The following is a 17771-nucleotide window of genomic DNA, read 5'->3' as shown; positions in this document are numbered from 1 at the left end:
CTCAGCTAAGCAATCCCTCGATAATCAAATCCACGGCTTCGTCCTCGCTCAAGCCGCGCGACATCAAAGTTTGCAGTTGCTTGGAATCGACACTGCCGATGGCGGCCTCGTGCGTCACGTGCGCTTTGGGATGCAACACTTCGACAACGGGAATCGCCGAGGCGACCGCTTCATCCTGCACGATTTCCTTGCAGTCGACGTGACCGCGGGCGTGCGCCGCCGTTGCCCGCAGCGTGTTGCGAATTTCCGCTTTGGCTTGGCCGCGCAGGGCGATGTAGCTGTTGAGCACGCCGCGCGAATGCTCGCCGACCAGGTTCGCGATTTCGTGAATGCGGATCCGATCGTCGCCGCGAGCGCTCATGCGGGCGACCATTTCGACCACCGCGTGGGCCTGGCAAGTCGTTTCGTATTCAATGTCCATGATGCCGACGCGGCCTTTGATCAACTCGAATTCGGTTTTGAAGCGACCGCCTTCCGCGACCGTGACCGTGGCCTTGGGCACGACGGTGACGCCGCCGTCGGGGCCGTGCACGTGGCGCTCGAAGTAGGAGTACTCGGCGTTTTCGCCGATGTGAATGTCGGCGTTCATCAAGTGCTGCACGTCGACCGCGTTGGGGAAGGTGCAGTGCGCGACGACTTCCACCTTCGCGCCGTCCTCGATGTGGACGTGCAGGATGATCCGCTGCACGCCGCTTTCGGGCAGCATGCCGAAACAGAGGTGAACGGGCTTGGCGATGTGATGACCCGCCCGCACGCGGAATGTCGCCTCGACGCCGTCGGGCAGCTCTTGGGCGTCGATCTCCAGGCCGGGCACGGTGTGGCTGGCCAGCACCTGGTTGTGGTTGATCTCGATGTGCGCCACGTCGTCAGGCAGATGGTGGCTCATGTTGATCGAATCGAAAATCTCGCGGATGGTATCTTCAACGGCCATGTCTAGGCTCCGGATTCGTCGATGTCGGGGAAATTGGGATGGCGGCAGGGCTGGCATTTGTCTTCGAAAAACAGGCCGACCTTATCGACCGGGCCCTTTTCGACGACTTGGCCGCAACACATCAGGAAACAATGCTCGGCCTGCTCCAACACCGTCGTACTGTGCGTGATCAGAATGACTGTCGACCCTTGCGTCTTGAGCGTGCGCAGGGCCTCGAAAATGCGGTTGAGGGCTTCGACGTCGATGCCCGAATCGGGTTCGTCCATCAGCACGACCTTGGGCTCCACCGCGAGAATCGACGCGAGTTCGATGCGCTTGCGCTCGCCACCGCTGAGCGTCTTGTCCACGGCGCGCGCGAGGTAGGCGTCCGGGTCGAGGCCGACCTGCGAAAGCACGTCACGAACACCTGCGGGCGACTTGTCTTTCGCGCCGGCTTTGAGAAATTTCTCGACCGTCAGGCCCTCGAAACGCGCCGGCTCCTGCCAACCCAGGGTGATGCCGCGACGCGCCCGCTCATCCAGCGGTACGCCGCGCAGGGATTCGCCTTCGAAAAGGATATCGCCGCCCATGTGGGTGTAACCGGGCAGGCCCATGATGGTGGCGGCGAGGGTGGATTTTCCCGCGCCGTTCGGTCCCACGAGGGCGTGGATGTGTCCTTCCCAGAAATCGATCGACACGCCGTTTAGAATCGGGTGACCGTCGAGTTCCAGTGAGACGTTTTTGAGTTCCAGGATACCCATGGGCGCGCCCCCATGCTTTGGTGCGCGAAGTTATCGGGCCGCAATATAAGGACGAAACGGTGCTTCGTCACCCGGGGTCGTTAGGGCAGCGGCAGCCGTGTGCGCCCGACGCCGAACTCTTCCGTCACGTGCCCGATCGTCGCCTCGCCGCCCGGAAGCTGGACCAGCGCCAACTCCATGGAGAAATCATTCTCCATGCGTTCGTACGTAAGCAGGCTGGCGTTGGACGCGAAGCCGTCCACATCCAGGAGCGCGCGGCCGGTTTCCGCATCGTAGGTGACAAGCTGCGCCAAAGCGCTCAATTCGCGCAGATACTCGCCCTTATCCGTGGAGTCGAAGAGCGCAAAGTTGAACGACCGCATCGCCACAAAGGCCGTCGGCATCGACGGCGCACCTTGAATGACCTGCCGCCGAAACTCCGGCGCGGCGTGGGCGTAGTTCGGCTGAAAGAGAAACAGGGGATCGTGATACTCGAGCCGGTAGTGAACCCGCGCCCCGGTGACGGCGCCCTCATGCATGCCCATGACCAGCGCGTGCACGATCGCCTCGGTTTCGGCGTGCGCGATAGCTTCGTTCATATCGCGGCGGTCGGCCGGGCCGAGGTCGAAGCGGGCGTAAGCGGTGAAGCTGATTCGGCCGTCGGCCACGGCGACGTTCTCGATGCCCGCGCCGATGCCTCGCGACGTGTAACCAAGAGCCGGACCGTAGTCGGCGGGGTAGGCGGGGTCGTGTTGTTCGACGGCGGAATTGAGCGTCAAACCCTGCAGGAAAACGAAGTGGCGGTCGTAGCCGTCCAATTCGAGGTCGTCGAGCGCGAAGGAAAATTGTTGGCGGGCCTCATCAACCGGCGCGGCCAGAAGCAGCTTCACGGCTACCGGCGTAAACGCCGCCGCGTCACCGGCTTGAATCCGCGCATAGCGATAGCGCACCAGAGGCGTGTCCTGAAACGTCTCGCCCGTCGACCAATTGCCGCCGACATAACCGGCGACCAGCCCGGCATCCGCCCCGGCGGCCTTCCATTCCGGGTGAACTTCCCACCAACTGATGCGGTGATTCAACCACTTCCAGGCCAGGCCGATCCCGCTAGTGACCGTTGCGCCGCGACAGGCGCGAGGGGCGGCGGTTTGTTCCCAACCAGCGGGATCCGAAATCAGACTCGCGGCGTCTCCGGAATTCTTGTGGTTCGCGCCGGTTGAGACGCAGGTTGCGACGAACAGGATCATCGCGACGCAAGCGGTCGCTGTGGCCCAAATTCGCGCGACGTGTTTAGGTTTTTGCATATCCCAGAGAGCTTTCTTTGTTAAGCGATAGATAGCAAAGCCTAATGCGAAACCAAGCCGCAGGCAATTGGAGGCGGGAAGCGAGAGCCGCTGATGGCCCGATGCGAGGGTCGCTGTCTTGCGTCCGGCGCGAAAGGCCGCTAAAGCGGGGGAGTAGGTTTTTTACTTCGACGATCGCCGCCTCCCGCAAGGTCGGGGGGAGTTGCGACGTGGAGAGGCCGATCCGGGCATGCGTTTTCTAACCACGGTAATTTTCGTCTCGTTAGCCCTCGGCGTGTTGGGGGCCGGGTCGGTGTTCGCCCGAGAGGTTTACCTGACCTACTTGTTTTTTGCCTTGCTGCTGGGATCGTGCGCGGCTCCGGTTCTGTTTCTCGTAGCGTTGTTTATGCCGGTTTCGCATCGGCGATTGCCGACGGTGTATCGCCAGATCAGCCCCTTTGTCCTTTGGCTTTGGCTGGCCACGACGTACACGTTTCTGCTGCTGGCTCAACCCACCGCGATGCAGGCCATGACGGCGGCCGCGTTTGTCGCCTGGTGGCTTGCCGGTTATCTCGGCGACCGGCGATGGCCGCGCTTTCTGCTGTGGCCGGTTTTGTTGCTCGGCGCATTGGTGGCGGCAAAGACGGCCGAACACTACGGCGTCGAAAAAGTGGTTGTCGTGACGTTGCTTGTGGCGCCCGTTGTCTTTGAATGGTCGCGGCGCCGCGAGGGGTGGTCTCTTTGGGATTTCTACGGGAAAGCGACCTGGCCCTTGGCGGCCGTGCTCTTTTTCGGTTTTGCGGCCTTCGCGGTTTTTGTAGTGCCGGGGCCGGAGCCGCAGCTTGACGCCTTGTTCGGGGAGGAAAGCGCGCACGCGGGCGAGATGGAGAAGTACCGGCAACTGCCGCGGCTCTACGACATCAAAATCGACGCGGCGAACCGGCTCTTATTTTTCTCAGAGAAAAACGCGCGCTTGATCGGGCGCATCAATCTGGATGACGGCTCGTACCGCTTGTCGCCGCAGTATCCGGAGCATCCGGAGCAAATCGCGCTCGTCGACGACGGCCGCACGGTCGCAAGCTATTTTCGCCTTTGGGAAAAAGAGAAACACGAACTCATTCTTTTCGACGCCAAGAGCCTGGCCGTCAAGAAACGCTGTTCGTTTGTCGACTGGGTGGATCTAGCGGCGACGCCGTATCCCGGGTTTCTCGCGGGCATTCGCGAACGGCCGGAGCCGGAATTTTCGTGGATCAATCTTGAGCGCTGCGAACGGGAGGTCTGGCCGACCGATACCTCGTGGCCTTTCCAAGTGCTTTGCGCCGCGAGCGGCGGCCGCTGCTACGTGTCGGGCTGGATTCTGTCGCATTTTCTGACCGAGGTGACGATAGGTGAGGGGCCGCGTCCGGTCGGCAACCGCCACGTCGGCTTGGGAGCCTTTGCGCTGGGCATGGCGTTGGACGAGGCCGGCCGCCGGCTTTACGTCACCAGGCCGCTGGCGGGCAGCGTCGATATCGTCGATACGTATTCACTGCGCCGCGTCGGCCGGTTGCCGTCTCCGCCGATGGTGCGCGCCTTGGCCGTGGCGCCGGAGCACGACCTGATCTTCCTGCCGGTTTACTACGACGGTATCGTCTACGTGAAGAGACTTTCCGACGGCCGCACGCTCGGGCGTTTTCGCGTCGGGCACATGGTGCGCGAAGTGATTTGGTCGCCGGAAGCCGGTGGCCTGTTCCTGTTGAGCGAAAGGACCGTCTGGCGCTTGACGACCCAAAACCTGCTTGCCTGGCTTGCCGAACGCGCGGATTGAAAACTCGGCTACGTTTTGCGAATATCTTTCAATATCATTAACCGTTGCGCGATCTTGGAAAGCGTTTTGCCCACGGAGGCTGTGATGCGTCGTTTATCCGTGCTTTTTCTGATTATGTTTGTGTTGTTTTCACTGACGATCGTCGCCTGCAGCGGTGACGATGAGGACGAAAACAGCGGCGAGGAAGACGCTATCGATGGCGATGACGACAACAATGACGACGCTGTTGATGACGATGACGACGATAATGATGACGACAACAACGATGATGACACATCGCCCGGCCTGACGGACCCCGGAGAGTATGGGCCTTACGCCGTGGGCGTCACGACCCGCGTTTTCGAGTACGACACCTTTGCCGAAGATGAGAAATCGATCCGGCATCGCCCCCTGCTCACCGAAATGTGGTATCCGATTCTGCCCGCGGACGACATCGGGCCGCACGACACGCCGATCGACTTGTTTGGCAAGTGGGGGGGGCTGGTCGAGTTCATTTTTAACTTGCTGCTGCCCGACGACGAAATGGCGAACATGTCCATTCCCTTCGCGCCCTCGCGGGATGTGCCGATCGCGCCGGGCGGACCGTTCCCGGTGGTTTTGTACTCGCACGGCAACGCGTCGATTCGTTTCGCGGCGCACACGACCTGCGAGCACCTAGCCAGCCGCGGCTTCATCGTGATCGCCCCCGACCACCCGGGGAACGCCTTCGCCGCCGCTTTGCCGGACCGTCTTATTATCTACAACCCGCTGCAATCGCCGGCCGATTTCCTGCTGCGGCAGGAGGACATGATCCACTTATTGGACGTGGCCGAGGAATTGAACGCCGACGACCCGCTCGACTTTTTTACCGACAAGATCGACGTGACGCGAGCGGCGCTGGTCGGGCATAGTTTCGGCGGCAACACCGTGCTGGAGGTCTTCCGGCGCGACCCGCGTTTCTCGGCCTGTGTGGCGCAGGCGGGGCCGGACATCCCGATTATCAACGACAACATGGAGGGCTTGCTGACCTTCGTATCGCTTGAGGATCACACGCTGTCGGGGTACACGCGGCTGTTTCGTTTGATCTGGCGCAAAGCGCCGCCGCCTCGCTTAAAGATCGAGTTTTATCTTGGCGGGCATTACACGTATACCGACGCCTGTTCGCTCACGCCGAGTTTGTTCGGTGAGGGCGACGGTTGCGGTACGGGCGAAAGCGTACACACGGGCGAACCCATCGAGTTCATCGACTCGACGTTGGGCCTCGAGATCACAAACCGCTACACCACCGCGTGGCTGGAGTGGCGGTTGTTGGATCTACCGCATCTGAATGTGATTACGCAGAACCTGTATCCGGAGCACATCGACCACAAGGTGCAACTGCGCGAGTAAGCTAGTCGAAAGTGCGCGCCACGATGTTGTCGATGCGCGAATCCGTGAGCCAATCCCCGCCGTCATCAATATATTCAAAAAAGAACCCGTCCAGCGGTGCGCCGCCGCCCGAGTAGGAAACATGCTGACAGTCGCTATTATCGCCGTTGATGAAAACGGTGAAGTTGTTGGCTTGCGGGAACACGTCGAGGCTGATGGTGTTCCAATCTTCCTCGTCGAGGTAACCGCAATTTCCGGACAGTGGGGTTGAGACTTGCCCGTCGCCGACTTTGATAAAGAACCGGAGTAGGGCGTCTTGGTGGCAGCCAAACATCATTTTGCCATTGCCCAACACGCGCACGTCGTAGTCGACGGTGAATGAATCGGCGAGTTCCGCGCTTCCCGAAAGATACGTCGAAGCCCGCCCCCAGGCGTAGTCGGCAAGGTTATCCGAATCGAGAGCCTGGAGTGCGACACTCGACTTCCCGTCATCGTTGATAATGTTCCACGCGATCTCGTCGCCGAAGATATTCCACGTATCATCGAAAAAATTCGAAACATCGCCGAGTGGGTAATCTTCAAAATCCTCTTCAAAAAACACGACGGACCCGCCGGTGTCGTCGTCGCCGGTGTCGTCGTCGCCACTCGTGTCGTCATCATCGTCAGTCGCATCATCGTCACCGGGCAGGTTCGAGTCGTCGTTGTCGTCGTTGTCGTCGTTATCGTCGTTATCGTCATCATCATCATCGCCACATGCGAAAACCGCTCCGAGAACAAATATCACCGCAAGAAGAAACATCGGAATCAGCCAGGAAATACGCATCTTAAAAACTCCTTCTGCGGTCGTTACGAAGATAAGCAAGGATGAGAAAATTTTGCGCGAACTTTGCCATAAATGAAAATGCGCGGCAATCGTCGAAAACGCCCAGCCACCCTTTCGGCACCAATCCGCCGGGCGGATAAAAAAAAGGGCGACCTTTCGGTCGCCCAATCACGGTTCGAAGTTTGGCTTGAGTTGGCTGGGTAATTTCGTCCTTTTTTGCCCTCCGCTTAGCGCAGGGCGTCTCGAGCCAAAACTTCCGCGTAAAACCCAATATCCGGTGCGTCGCGCCGCACGCGATCGTTGATCTGACGGCGCTGTTGTTCCAACATGTGATCCGGCCACGATTTCGCCGGATTAGCCCCGCTGGTCGTGATGGCCGGTCCGCCTTCCCAGTAGTTCTCCGTTCCGAAGAAGTACAGGGCGTAGTCGGTGCCTTCGAAATTCGGCGGCAAGTTCTGCGCCACACAGGCGTCGTCGAGTTCCGCCGTGGGATCGTCCATGAAATCCGACCAGAGCTTGTAACCGCAATCGGCGATGTCTTCGCCGTCCAGGTAGGGCGAAGCACCCGAGACGCCGTGCGCACCGTAGGCGAAGCTGTAGAAGTGCTGATGGGGGCCATTGAAATGTTCGCCCATCTCCAGCGCGAAGTCGTTCGGCGTGGAAGGGTCGAGCACGCCGTTCATCATCAGCATCGGCACGTCGGTGGTCGCCCACTGATCGTCGACGGGGTCGTCGTAGACCGGCCAACTGAGGTAGATCTCGTGGCGGTCGTAGCCTTTGCCGTAGCCGACGAGCGAAGTCTCGTACACGCCGTCGAGGTACGTCACGAGGTCTTCGTCGGTCGGAAAGCGGCTGTGCTCCCAGAGTTCGGAGGACATCTCGTGATAGAACAGGGCTTCGCTCAAGGACAACTTGTCGAGGTCGTCGGTCGTCTTGCCGGAGCCGAACACCTGGTTGAAGAAGAGGGCGACAGCGTTGATGTCTTCCGGGCTGCAGCGATCAACGCGGTAGATGATCGCGGGAATCGTCGCGTACCAAGGCCAGTAGTACGCGAGTTGGTCGAAAAAGACCTTCAAGTATTCCGTCGTCATGCCCAGCGTGGCGCAATGGCCCGCGTCGAGCTTGTCGTAGAGAGCGTACAGCGTCGGCTCGGGATCGGGAAGATGTTCGTCGCAAAACTCGTCGGCGGCGCACAAGTCGAAGATCGCCCGCACGGCCTTGTCGGCGTATTCGTCCTGGAAAGCAATGCTCGACTCAGCCGGGACAATGCCCTCGAAAATCATGCCGTCGGCCTGGTCCGGAAAATACTGCAGGTAGCGATGGCCCCAGAAAACGCCTCCGGAACCGCCCCACACGAAGACCTTCTGGTTTTCCTCGCGGGTGTGGTGAATGTACGCGCCGACATCGATCGCGCTATGCGTGGTGCCGTAGACGATCAGATCGTCGCCGAAGTTTTCCTCGAGGTACGCGCCGCACGCGATCGCCTCTTCCAAGGTGAAGGAAATGCCGGCCGGGCCGTACTTGCTCTCCTGCAACGGGCACTCGAGGTATTCGGAAAAACCCGAACCGCGTGGATCGAGCGTGTAGATGTCGAAGTCCGGATGATAGTCGTGGAAGTATTCCATCCAAACGGGAAATTCGATTACGCCGGAAGCGCCGGGTCCGCCGTGCAACAGCCAAAGCTGAGCGGTGGCCGCCTTGCCCTCGGCGGGCAGGCGTTTGGCGTACACCGTGAACGTGCGATCGTCCGGTTCCAGCCAGTGCATCGGCATCTGGGTGGCGGCGCACTCGGCGCGTCCGTCATCCAATCCTTCGTAAAGGGAGCAGGGGAACCACTCTACTTCGACGCCGTCGATCAGTTCCTCGAGGCTGGGAACATCATCGTCGCCGAAGGAACCGGGTGCCCCGTCGTCATCGCCCGGGTTGTTGTCGTTGCCGCCCGCGTCGTCGTCGTCATCGTCGGCTTGGCACGCGGCCAGGCACAGGAGCGCCGCCACGAGCAGAACCAAGGTCAAACGCAAAAAAGACTTCATGCTAACCATCCCTTTCACACCCAGCCGAGTGAGACCGCCGCCCACCGCGCGATCCGCCATTGGCGTTGAAGCCATCGAAATGAGAAATACGCCGAGGGAGACGCCCCGCCTCCATTACGCACAATCGCTCCGCGTAAGCCGGCTTTACCGGTAAACGATACCACCGAATGCAGGCACGACAATCCGAACTCTCGTGGAGAATGAGTGAAGGGCTAGGTATTAACCGAAATCCACACAGGAGAGTCCGAATTGCGGATTCTGCCGAACGGCGCGCCGGTGGAGAGAGACGGCCGGCGGCGTCCGAGGTGATCCGCTTATTAAGGGGACGGCAAACGCCATCCCTCGACGTTTTGAATGTGATGAGCGGGGTGCGTGGCGGATAAACCGGAAAAACGAGCTGGTGAGTCGAGTTCTGAGTACGCGCCACGATGTGCCCTCGGGATCAATGAAAAGCCGCCAAAGCGGCATACGCTACGAAACAAAGCAAGTGTAGGCAACGAAGAGGGCTATGTCAATAGAAAAACAAATCTACCAAGTTAATAACGATAATAAATGGTAGTCAAGCGGCTCGCTTCTATCTCGATCAGGTGTTTGCCGCGCAGAATGTCGCTTCAGCGTGCCTCACAGGGCGAATATCCAGCGGAGTAAATCCATAACAATTTTGCCGGGGTTGGCGCCCGCTTGGAGGCAGTCCGCCGCCGAAAACGCCTGCGCGCTATCCAAAACCGGACCAGCCGGCGCGGCAAGGTTTACGTCCGGCGAGGCACCGGCAACGAGCGCCGCCCACAGGGTTAGGGCGGCCAAAACCAAGGCCAACATGCCGAATTTCTTCATCAGTTCGCTCCATTTCTCCGCGACGGGAGGCGTGGTTGATTTTTCCCGAACCGCTTCGAGTTCGGGGTCGGTATTGAGGTAATGCCCGATTTCCTCGGTACGGTCGGGCGCGTGGTCGAAACGTTCCAGCCAGCGTAAGACGGTGGCCTGCGCCTGAACGGCCGCGGCGCTGTTTTCTCCGTGTTGATTTTGCTGCGTGCGGTATTCCAAGGCCGCCAGTTCGAGCCCGATACAAGCGAGGGGCTCAACTTCCATCCAGCGCGCCGGTTTGGCGTCGGTTGCGCACGCGCTCCACTGCTGCTCGGCGGTTTTCAGGCCGGCGGCGAATTCTCCTTTGCGCTTGCGAAGCCAGAGTTCCTTTTGGAAGAGCAGGTTGCGAACGCGCAGGGGGATATTCTCGTCGTTGTGCAGTTCGAAGCGATCGCGCCACTCGGCGAGGCTTTGCTCCACGATGTCGTAGCGCCCCATTTGAATCGCCGCGGCGGCCAGCAACGCGTAGGCCCGCGCTTTGGTTTCGCGGGCGCGGGGGGAATCGTCGGTCAACTTCAGGTCGATCACGAGCCGGGCCATGTCGATGACCGTTTGGAAGGCGTGGCGGATTTGCTCGTGCGTGTGGGGGATGCGCACCGGCGCGTCGCTGTCTTCCTGCTTTTTCTTCGCGTCGGCCCAGGCCCGCTGCATGTCGAGGGCCGCGTAGAAATACTTGTCGTTGACCATCTCGATCTGGTTGACTTCCGGGATCTCCGAGAGCATCGGCCGCGACAAACTGCGAATCGTGTTCTCCGCTTCCGTGAGTTGAAAGCGCGAATCGATAGTCGTTTGGATGTTACTCAGCACGCGCTCATCGGACCCGAGAATATGGGCGATGAAATGGGTCAGAAAGCGGTCGGCGTCGCGACTGTTCTCGAAAATTTCGTCCAGTAGTTCCTCGTCGCGGTCCTTGCGGGTTTCGGGCTGGTTGAACATGATTTGCGCGGCCTTCTGCGAGCGGCCGTACGTGATCGAAATGTACTTGGGAACCGACATGCCCAAAATGGTCTGGATCGCTTCCCGAATTGCCTCGTCGCGTTCACTCAGCGGCGTTTGTCCCTTACGCGCCATGGCCGTCCCCTTTCCACCGATACAACCCACTTTATGCGGTCTGGACAAAACGTGTCAAACGACCAACACCGTATCAATTATACCAAATAAAAAACACGACAATATGGAAGGATAGCCGGGCACACCGGCGTTCGGCTTGCGGAAAACGGCCCGAAGTCAGTTGAACGGGTCAACGAGCGATCTACGTCTCGATGACCTTTTCCTCTTCTGCCGCAGCGTTGCGCCCCGCGATGCGCCCGAAAACCAAGGTGGCGCAAACCGCAGTACCGCTGCCGGGATAATACGGGCCGATAAACCCGCCCGAGACCATCCCCGCCGCGTACAAGCCTGGAATCGCCGCCCCGGCGGTGTCGATCACGTGGGCTTCGGTGTCGATTTTCAATCCGCCCACCGAACCGACGTTGTAGCAGAGGCAGCGCGTGGCGAAGTAAGGCGGCGTGTCCAACGCTTGCAGAGCGACCTCGCGTCCGAAGAGGCTGTCGGCGGCGTCGCCGTTTAGGTCGTTGTTCCATTTGGCCAGCGTGAGCGGAAACATCCCCGCGTTGACGCCCATCGCCGCGGCCAACCCGGCGGGCGTGTCGGCGGTGACGATTTTGCCACTCTCGATTTCGCTGCTCAGATCGTCGCTCCAGCCGCCGATCGTAGCGCCGCCCATTTGGCGAACGGTTTCGTCGAACACGGCCCAGACGATGTGTTCCTGTTGCGCGAACATGGCGCGCGACACGTATCCGTAATGGGCCGCTTCGTTGACGAAGCGCTGGCCCTGCGCGTTGACCCAAATGCCGGGGATGGGCGTGCCGCCCTCGGTTCGTCCGACGCGAATCGCCGGATAGCTGATCGTGCCGCCCATGCCCGCCAAATCGGCACCGACGTTCATGCCCATCTTCAGCCCGTCGCCTTCGTTGGCGGAATTGGACAGCACAAGGTTGTTTTGCAGGTCATTGTAAAGCTGCGGTGAAAACGCCCGCGCCAATTCGGGATTGCGGTCAAAACCGCCTGACGCCAGGATCACGGCGCGCTTGGCGCGAATGTTGATGTCGGCTCCGTCCACCGTCGACGTGACGCCCACGATACCTAGGTCAGGGTGCTGAATAAGCGCCGCGGCTGGGGCTTCGAGACGAATCGTCACGCCCGCGGATTCGGCCGCCGCCTGCAGAACATCGACGTAGCCGTGGCCGAGCCCGGTCGCCACATGAAGGCGCGCGAGCATTAGGTCGGCGGGGATGTAAGGGATGCTGTCCACCGCGTAGATGTCTTCGTAGACCGCGCCGAGACCACCGAGCCACTCGACATCGGGGCCGGAGTTCGCGGCCAACAGGCTCACGAGATCTTCGTCCACTGCGCCTTCCCCGGCCAGCAGCCAGTACTGTTCGTGTTTCGCGGCGCTGTCGCCCGTAATGCCGAAGGCTTGCTGATACGTAGTTCCCGAACCCTGCACCACGCCGCCGGAAAGCGCCGTGCTGCCGCCGAGCGCATCGCGTTTTTCCAGAAGCAGAACCGACGCTCCGGCGTTCGCCGCTTCGAGGGCGGATGTCAGGCCCGCGCCGCCGCCGCCTACGACGATCACGTCGTACTCTTCGGCGAAATCGATGTCGAAGCCGCTGGCGTAGGCGTTGCTGCCGTCCTTGCCGTCCGCGCCGTCTTCGCCCGCGCATCCGGTCAGCACGCCGGTGACGGTTGCCGCGCCGAACACCAAACCGCCGCGTAGAAAACCGCGTCGGCTGATCGTCTTGTCGTCGTTTTTACTCATGGTTTTAAAACTCCGCAGGTTGGGGGCTCGTGTTACATGCACCCGAAGATGGTTCCGCCGCAGCATGTGGCCACCGGGTCAAGGCAGACACCGAGGAAACAGCCGATGTTACCCAGCGGGTCGGCCAGGGCGTCGGGGCAGTTGTCTTCGACGCAAATGCCGACTTCCGCGAATTCGAGCAGTTCGTCGTAGGACGCCGGGGCCATGCATTCCATTAGGCAATCGTCGGGCAGGCAGGCCTCGAGGCATTTGAGAACGGACACGCATTCGCCGGTTCCGTAAGGGCCGAAGCAGGCGTCGTATTCATCCGGGCAGGACTGCAGCGAGCAGTTGAGCAGGGCGTAGCTGTCGGGGTCCGAGAAATCCTGGCAGCTTTCGACAACGCACTCAGCGAGTTCGGGGCAATCGTCAGCATAGAACAGATCGTCGACGGTCAGGCCGTCGTCGTCGTCGTCGTCATCGCCGGGAGTCGCGTCGTCGTTGTCATCGTCGGTGGCGTCGTCGTCGTCGGCCGTCACGGTGTCGTCGTCAGAGGCGTCGTCATCGGCGTCATCGTCGCCATAAACGACTTGGCCGTCCTGACCGTTATGGCCGTCGTTTCCGTCCGCGCAGGCGAAAAGCAGGGCGAGGATCGCAAGCAAAATTACCAGGAAGTATTTACTCATTGTCGCTGAATCCAATATGGTTTGTTTGCGTCTGGCGAGATTATACGCGAAACCGCTTTCCGGCAAGGGGCCGGGTCAAATTGAAGGAGTAGTAGCGCTACGGTTAAGTTCGTGCTTAGAGCTATTCCAGCGTTGCCACGAGTTCCTTGTATTTTTCGTGGATGAGTCCGGCGTCGAAATCAAAGCCCTCTTGCAATATGGCGTCCCGTTCGGCCTGGGTGAAGTGTTCCATCACCGGCAAGAAGAAATGCTTGTCTTCCTTTTCAATATGCACCGGGTAGAAATCGACCAGGGTGGCCAAAGCCTCGCGGATTTCCGCCAACGCCGTTGCATCGCCGTCAGCATAACGATTACGTGCCGCGACGAGCCGGGCGACGGTGTTACGTCCCAAGACATGTTCCTCGAACAGTTCCTCCATGATGCGACGCTGCTCGGGCGTCAGATCTTTTTTGTCCAGCTCGCGGAAAAGAATGTCCTCCTCCTTACCGTGGTGACAGCGGTCGGCATACGTGCGGATAAAATCCACGGCGCGGTCTAGAAACAGCACGTCCGCCTCACCGCTCTGCGCCATCGCCTCGAGTTCACGTTCGATGCGGCGAATCATGCGCTCGATAAGCCGGTGCTCGATCATAAGCGGACCAATCGGCATCATTTTGCGTTTCGTTTCCATGCCCTTACTCCTTTTCTTTTCTACGTTTCGGCCCCACCGCGGATCATCACTAACAGCATCTTGAAGCGCGTGGCTGCGTGAAGCGCGTGCGGCACGTGGGCCGGCATTAATACCGTTTCGCCTTGAACGGCTTGCATCGTTTCACCGCCGATGGTCAGCGAGGCCTCTCCGTCCAGGATTTGCACGACTGCGTCGTAGGGCGCGGTGTGTTCGCTCAACCCTTGCCCGGCGTCGAAGGCGAAGAGGGTGAGATTCCCGGCCTCGTTTTTGGTCAGCGTGCGACTCACCACGGCGTCGTCGGCGTACGCGACCAGATCAACGAGCTTCACCGCGGTTGCGGGTGGGAGGTGGTTGCTCACGTCCATTCTCCTTTGATGAAATCGACGATCAACTTCCTGACCATCATGATAAGCACTGTTGGTGGCGATTACCCGTTTTCGGATCCGAGACTCTTGTTAGCGGAGACCGCCGAGTCGGCGCGAGGCAAAAAATACCCCTACACGAAGGCAGCAAAAAGACGTATAAATGTCGCAGCTAAGGGGAGGAGATTGAAATGCAATGTTGGTGCGGAAGAAGCTTTTTTCTCGTCGTTGCCCTGCTTGTCGGGCTTTCCGGATGCGCGTCACTTTCCGCCGAGCCGACCGTCAAATACGATTCGTATCGAAATGTGACCACGGTGTCGACCGGCCTGCTGAACTTTGCCGGCCCGCTGAATACGTGCACGATGTCGGCCCATTTTTCGGCAGAAGGCCGGAAACCGGCAGCCCCCGAAGTCGTCACGTTTTTCTTCGGGGCGTTCAGCACGGATTTACGCGACACGGATAACGATTTCGTCGGCTTCTTAATTGATGGCGAGCGCGTCGAAATGAGCGCGCAGAACGTTAGTTCGGGACCTCGGGATTCCTCGCTCGGTCATAGCCTGACGTGGATCGTGCAGGTATCGCCGGAACTCGTGCGGCGTCTGGCGGAGGCAAAGGCGGCGAGCGTGAAATTCGGCCGTTTCGAAAACACGTTTACTACCAAGCAGCAACGATCTCTGGCCGGATTGCTTGAGACTCGCGAACGATAGTTCCGCGCTAAGAAAAAGCCTCTCGCGCGTTCAATCCTCCGCAAAAACGCGAAGAAACCTGCTATAATTAAGACGCAAAAACGGCCAAAATGGATTGGTCCGGAGATAGAGTATCGGAGCACCTTTTGAGCGACCAACATAAAGAAAAAGAAGAATTGCTTGCCGAACTCGCGCGACTGCGAACCAGAATCACCCAAATAGAATCTCTGCGACGTCGGCAAAAAATGTTGGCGCGAAAGGAAGAGATTGCGCGAATCGGCAGTTGGGAATTGGATGTGGCCACAGGTTCGGTAACTTGGACCAATGGGCTGTACGACATACTTCAGATCGACCCTGCCGGGGGGGCGCCGGATTATCGCGAACAGGGTTATCTATATGCGGGGGATTCCCTGGCAAGGGTTCAGGAAGCGGTTCAACGAGCGATCGAAGAAGGAGCGACGTTCAACTTTGAAATCGAACTTATTCGATCAGACGGCGCAATCCGCCGCTGTGTGACATGGGGTTGCGCCGAGATGGGGCCGTCGGGTAGGGCGGAGCGTCTTTATGGATCTTTGCAAGATATTACGGAGCAGCACCGGGCCGAAGTTGAACTGAGAAAGATCGAATGGCTTCTTGGGGGGGGGGAACATACCGGCAGGCGGACGGAATTTATCGAGCGGTTCTCAGGAGACTTGTCCGCCTCCAGCGGTGCCGGGTTGGTTTTCTCCAGCGTGGGCAAAGACGTGCTGCGCGATATCGTTTTCGATTTTGTACATTTACTGGGCACGTCGGTCGCCGTATATGAGAAAGACGGTGAGAGCGCGATCGAGATCTTTCACTCCGCTTGGTGCGGCATTCTGGATGATGCGTCTCAAATAGTACGCCCGGGGGATTCGCAGCAGACATTGAATTCCGGGCAACGCCGTTGCCATGGGGCCTGTTGGTATGACGCGTCTTGCGAGGCGGTTGAGACGGGCGAAATTGTAGACGTTGAGTGTCGGGGCGGCATTCGACTCTATGCGGTACCGATATTTGCCGGCGATGAAGTCGTCGGCTCCATCAACTTTGGATACGGAGACCCGCCCACAGACCGGGAGCGTCTCCAGGGAATCGCCGAGCGCTATCAAATCGACGTTGAAGAACCACTTCGATCGGCGCAGGAGTACGAATCACGGCCGCCTTTTATTATCGAAAACGCCAAAGCGCGGCTGCGGACGGCGGCACGGTTGATTGGCGAAATTATCGAAAGAAAACAAACCGAGGATCGCCTGCAGACAACCGAAGCGCGGATGCGGCAACTTTTCAATTCGATTGAAAGTTGCGTTGTCGTCTATGAACCGATCGATAACGGCGAAGACTTCCTCATCGTCGATATCAACCCCGCCGGGGAACGATGCAGCAAAGTGAAAAAGGAGGAGGTGGTCGGCAAACGGGTGACCGACGTGTTCCCCGGAATCACGGATATCGGCTTGTTGGATGTTCTTCGGCATGTTTACAAGACCGGCGAGACCACACATCTTCCCGTTCGCCGTTACGAGGATGACAGGATCACCGAGTGGGTCGAGAACACGGCTTACCGTTTGCCCAACGGCCAAATCGTGGTCGTTTACGAGGACACAAGCCGCCAGCATTTTGCCGAAACCGCGCTGCGGGAGAGCGAAAAGAAACATAAGGCTTACGTCGAAAACGCGCCGGGCGGCATTCTTGTGACCGACGCAGAGGGGATGTTCGTCGATGTGAACACGGCAGCTTCCCACATCACCGGGTACACGAAAGAGGAATTGCTGGGCATGATGATCAACGAGATCTCGCCGCCCGAACTGTTTCCCGACGCTGACGACATGTTTCGTCAATTGAAAGCCGACGGTAGTTTGTCCACGGAAGTCCTAATGCAAACGAAGGACGGCCGCATTGTGAATGCCGCATTGGACGCTGTGGCTCTATCCGAAGGCCAATATATCGCGTTCTGCACGGATATCACTGAGCGTAAGCTCGCCGAGAAACGTTCGCGAATGCACGAGCGGCTGCTGCAATTCGCCATCGATCAAATGCCGGTGCCGGTCGTCGTCGCCGATTCACCAGGTGTGGTTATTCGGATGCTCAATACCAAGGCCTTGGAACTAACCGCGAACCGACCATCCGACGGCGAATCCATCGCGTTAGAGGACCGCCTTTCTTTCTGGCCCTCGTACCATCCGGATGGTACGCCGTACAAAGTTGATGAACTGCCGCTGACCGCCGCGATCAAAAGGGGAGAAAAAACAACGAACCGGGAAATGATCATTCGGCACGACGGCCATGACCATTGGGTTTCGGCCAGCGCGGCTCCGCTCTTGGATGAGGAAGGGGACATCATCGCCGGGATTGTGGTGTTTCCGGACATCACGGAGTTCAAACTGGCCGAACAAGCCCGTCTGTCGCTGGAAGAACAACTCCAACAGGCGCAAAAAATGGAGGCGGTCGGTCGCTTGGCCGGCGGCGTAGCGCACGACTTCAATAATATTATGACCGCGGTCCAAGGGCTTGCCGAGTTGTTGCTGGAGGAGTTCGACCCGGAGGATCCCAAAGCGCGCGACTTGCGCGATATTTCCAAGGCGGCCGATTCCGGAGCCCGATTGACTGAACAACTGCTGGCTTTTTCGCGAAAACAGATCATCCATCCGCGCGCGCTTGATCTCAACGAGACCATCGCCGAAGCCGGGCGCATGCTGCGCCGGTTGATCGGCGAGGACATCGAACTCGAACTCGCTACCGACGAGGCAC

The 17771-nt window shown here is 59.3% G+C and carries 14 protein-coding genes; 4 read left to right on the top strand and 10 right to left on the bottom strand.

Features of this window, described 5'->3' with window-relative positions:
- Position 1: 1 nt before the first annotated feature.
- The 3 genes from P9L99_04330 to P9L99_04320 all read right to left on the bottom strand — a co-directional run bounded on the left by P9L99_04330 (position 2) and on the right by P9L99_04320 (position 2951).
- Positions 2 to 931, bottom strand: coding sequence for a SufD family Fe-S cluster assembly protein (locus P9L99_04330; protein ID MDP8222563.1), 930 nt, complete (start codon positions 929 to 931; stop codon positions 2 to 4).
- 2 nt (positions 932 to 933) lie between these two features.
- Positions 934 to 1671 (bottom strand): ABC transporter ATP-binding protein, encoded by a 738-nt coding sequence (locus P9L99_04325; GenBank protein MDP8222562.1) that lies wholly within the window; start codon positions 1669 to 1671, stop codon positions 934 to 936.
- Between the two features lie 80 nt (positions 1672 to 1751).
- Positions 1752 to 2951: a hypothetical protein gene (locus P9L99_04320; GenBank protein ID MDP8222561.1), complete on the bottom strand. Its 1200-nt coding sequence runs from the start codon at positions 2949 to 2951 to the stop codon at positions 1752 to 1754.
- Between the two features lie 229 nt (positions 2952 to 3180).
- Here P9L99_04320 and P9L99_04315 point away from each other — a divergent pair, with 229 nt between their 5' ends.
- Both P9L99_04315 and P9L99_04310 read left to right on the top strand, forming a co-directional pair.
- Complete coding sequence (locus P9L99_04315) at positions 3181 to 4737, top strand: hypothetical protein (GenBank protein MDP8222560.1); 1557 nt, start codon at positions 3181 to 3183, stop codon at positions 4735 to 4737.
- Positions 4738 to 4821: 84 nt separating this feature from the next.
- Positions 4822 to 6105: an alpha/beta fold hydrolase gene (locus tag P9L99_04310; GenBank protein ID MDP8222559.1), complete on the top strand. Its 1284-nt coding sequence runs from the start codon at positions 4822 to 4824 to the stop codon at positions 6103 to 6105.
- Between the two features lies 1 nt (position 6106).
- Here the strand turns inward: P9L99_04310 and P9L99_04305 are convergent, their stop codons facing one another.
- From P9L99_04305 to P9L99_04275, 7 genes are all read right to left on the bottom strand, one after another.
- Complete coding sequence (locus P9L99_04305; protein ID MDP8222558.1) at positions 6107 to 6907, bottom strand: hypothetical protein; 801 nt, start codon at positions 6905 to 6907, stop codon at positions 6107 to 6109.
- 227 nt (positions 6908 to 7134) lie between these two features.
- Positions 7135 to 8940 carry an alpha/beta fold hydrolase gene (locus P9L99_04300; protein ID MDP8222557.1) on the bottom strand — a complete coding sequence of 602 codons (1806 nt, stop codon included), beginning with the start codon at positions 8938 to 8940 and terminating at the stop codon, positions 7135 to 7137.
- A 621-nt stretch (positions 8941 to 9561) separates the two neighbouring features.
- On the bottom strand, positions 9562 to 10875 hold the full coding sequence (locus tag P9L99_04295; GenBank protein MDP8222556.1) for a hypothetical protein: 1314 nt from the start codon (positions 10873 to 10875) through the stop codon (positions 9562 to 9564).
- Positions 10876 to 11056: 181 nt separating this feature from the next.
- Positions 11057 to 12625, bottom strand: a complete 1569-nt coding sequence (locus tag P9L99_04290) for an FAD-dependent oxidoreductase (protein ID MDP8222555.1) — start codon at positions 12623 to 12625, stop codon at positions 11057 to 11059.
- Positions 12626 to 12657: 32 nt separating this feature from the next.
- Positions 12658 to 13290: a hypothetical protein gene (locus tag P9L99_04285; GenBank protein ID MDP8222554.1), complete on the bottom strand. Its 633-nt coding sequence runs from the start codon at positions 13288 to 13290 to the stop codon at positions 12658 to 12660.
- Between the two features lie 121 nt (positions 13291 to 13411).
- Positions 13412 to 13960, bottom strand: a complete 549-nt coding sequence (locus P9L99_04280; protein ID MDP8222553.1) for a hemerythrin domain-containing protein — start codon at positions 13958 to 13960, stop codon at positions 13412 to 13414.
- A gap of 20 nt (positions 13961 to 13980) precedes the next feature.
- A complete protein-coding gene (locus P9L99_04275) occupies positions 13981 to 14319 on the bottom strand; it encodes a cupin domain-containing protein (GenBank protein ID MDP8222552.1) in 339 nt (112 codons plus the stop codon).
- Positions 14320 to 14513: 194 nt separating this feature from the next.
- Between P9L99_04275 and P9L99_04270 the strand changes: the two genes are divergently transcribed.
- Positions 14514 to 15029 carry a hypothetical protein gene (locus P9L99_04270; GenBank protein MDP8222551.1) on the top strand — a complete coding sequence of 172 codons (516 nt, stop codon included), beginning with the start codon at positions 14514 to 14516 and terminating at the stop codon, positions 15027 to 15029.
- Positions 15030 to 15700: 671 nt separating this feature from the next.
- Positions 15701 to 17771, top strand: a 2071-nt coding sequence (locus P9L99_04265; GenBank protein ID MDP8222550.1) for a PAS domain S-box protein, incomplete at its 3' end; no start/stop codon positions are given.

The sequence above is a fragment of the Candidatus Lernaella stagnicola genome, assembly GCA_030765525.1.
Classification (GTDB): domain Bacteria; phylum Lernaellota; class Lernaellaia; order Lernaellales; family Lernaellaceae; genus Lernaella; species Lernaella stagnicola.
This window is presented reverse-complemented; position numbering and strand designations above follow the sequence as displayed.

Bases quoted from the DNA above. Each gene is read 5' to 3' on its own strand.
- P9L99_04305 (MDP8222558.1), bottom strand. From the start codon at position 6,907: ATGCGTATTTCCTGGCTGATTCCGATGTTTCTTCTTGCGGTGATATTT.
- P9L99_04290 (MDP8222555.1), bottom strand. From the start codon at position 12,625: ATGAGTAAAAACGACGACAAGACGATCAGCCGACGCGGTTTTCTACGC.
- P9L99_04310 (MDP8222559.1), top strand. From the start codon at position 4,822: ATGCGTCGTTTATCCGTGCTTTTTCTGATTATGTTTGTGTTGTTTTCA.
- P9L99_04295 (MDP8222556.1), bottom strand. From the start codon at position 10,875: ATGGCGCGTAAGGGACAAACGCCGCTGAGTGAACGCGACGAGGCAATT.
- P9L99_04320 (MDP8222561.1), bottom strand. From the start codon at position 2,951: ATGCAAAAACCTAAACACGTCGCGCGAATTTGGGCCACAGCGACCGCT.
- P9L99_04325 (MDP8222562.1), bottom strand. From the start codon at position 1,671: ATGGGTATCCTGGAACTCAAAAACGTCTCACTGGAACTCGACGGTCAC.
- P9L99_04330 (MDP8222563.1), bottom strand. From the start codon at position 931: ATGGCCGTTGAAGATACCATCCGCGAGATTTTCGATTCGATCAACATG.
- P9L99_04280 (MDP8222553.1), bottom strand. From the start codon at position 13,960: ATGGAAACGAAACGCAAAATGATGCCGATTGGTCCGCTTATGATCGAG.
- P9L99_04300 (MDP8222557.1), bottom strand. From the start codon at position 8,940: ATGAAGTCTTTTTTGCGTTTGACCTTGGTTCTGCTCGTGGCGGCGCTC.
- P9L99_04270 (MDP8222551.1), top strand. From the start codon at position 14,514: ATGCAATGTTGGTGCGGAAGAAGCTTTTTTCTCGTCGTTGCCCTGCTT.
- P9L99_04315 (MDP8222560.1), top strand. From the start codon at position 3,181: ATGCGTTTTCTAACCACGGTAATTTTCGTCTCGTTAGCCCTCGGCGTG.
- P9L99_04285 (MDP8222554.1), bottom strand. From the start codon at position 13,290: ATGAGTAAATACTTCCTGGTAATTTTGCTTGCGATCCTCGCCCTGCTT.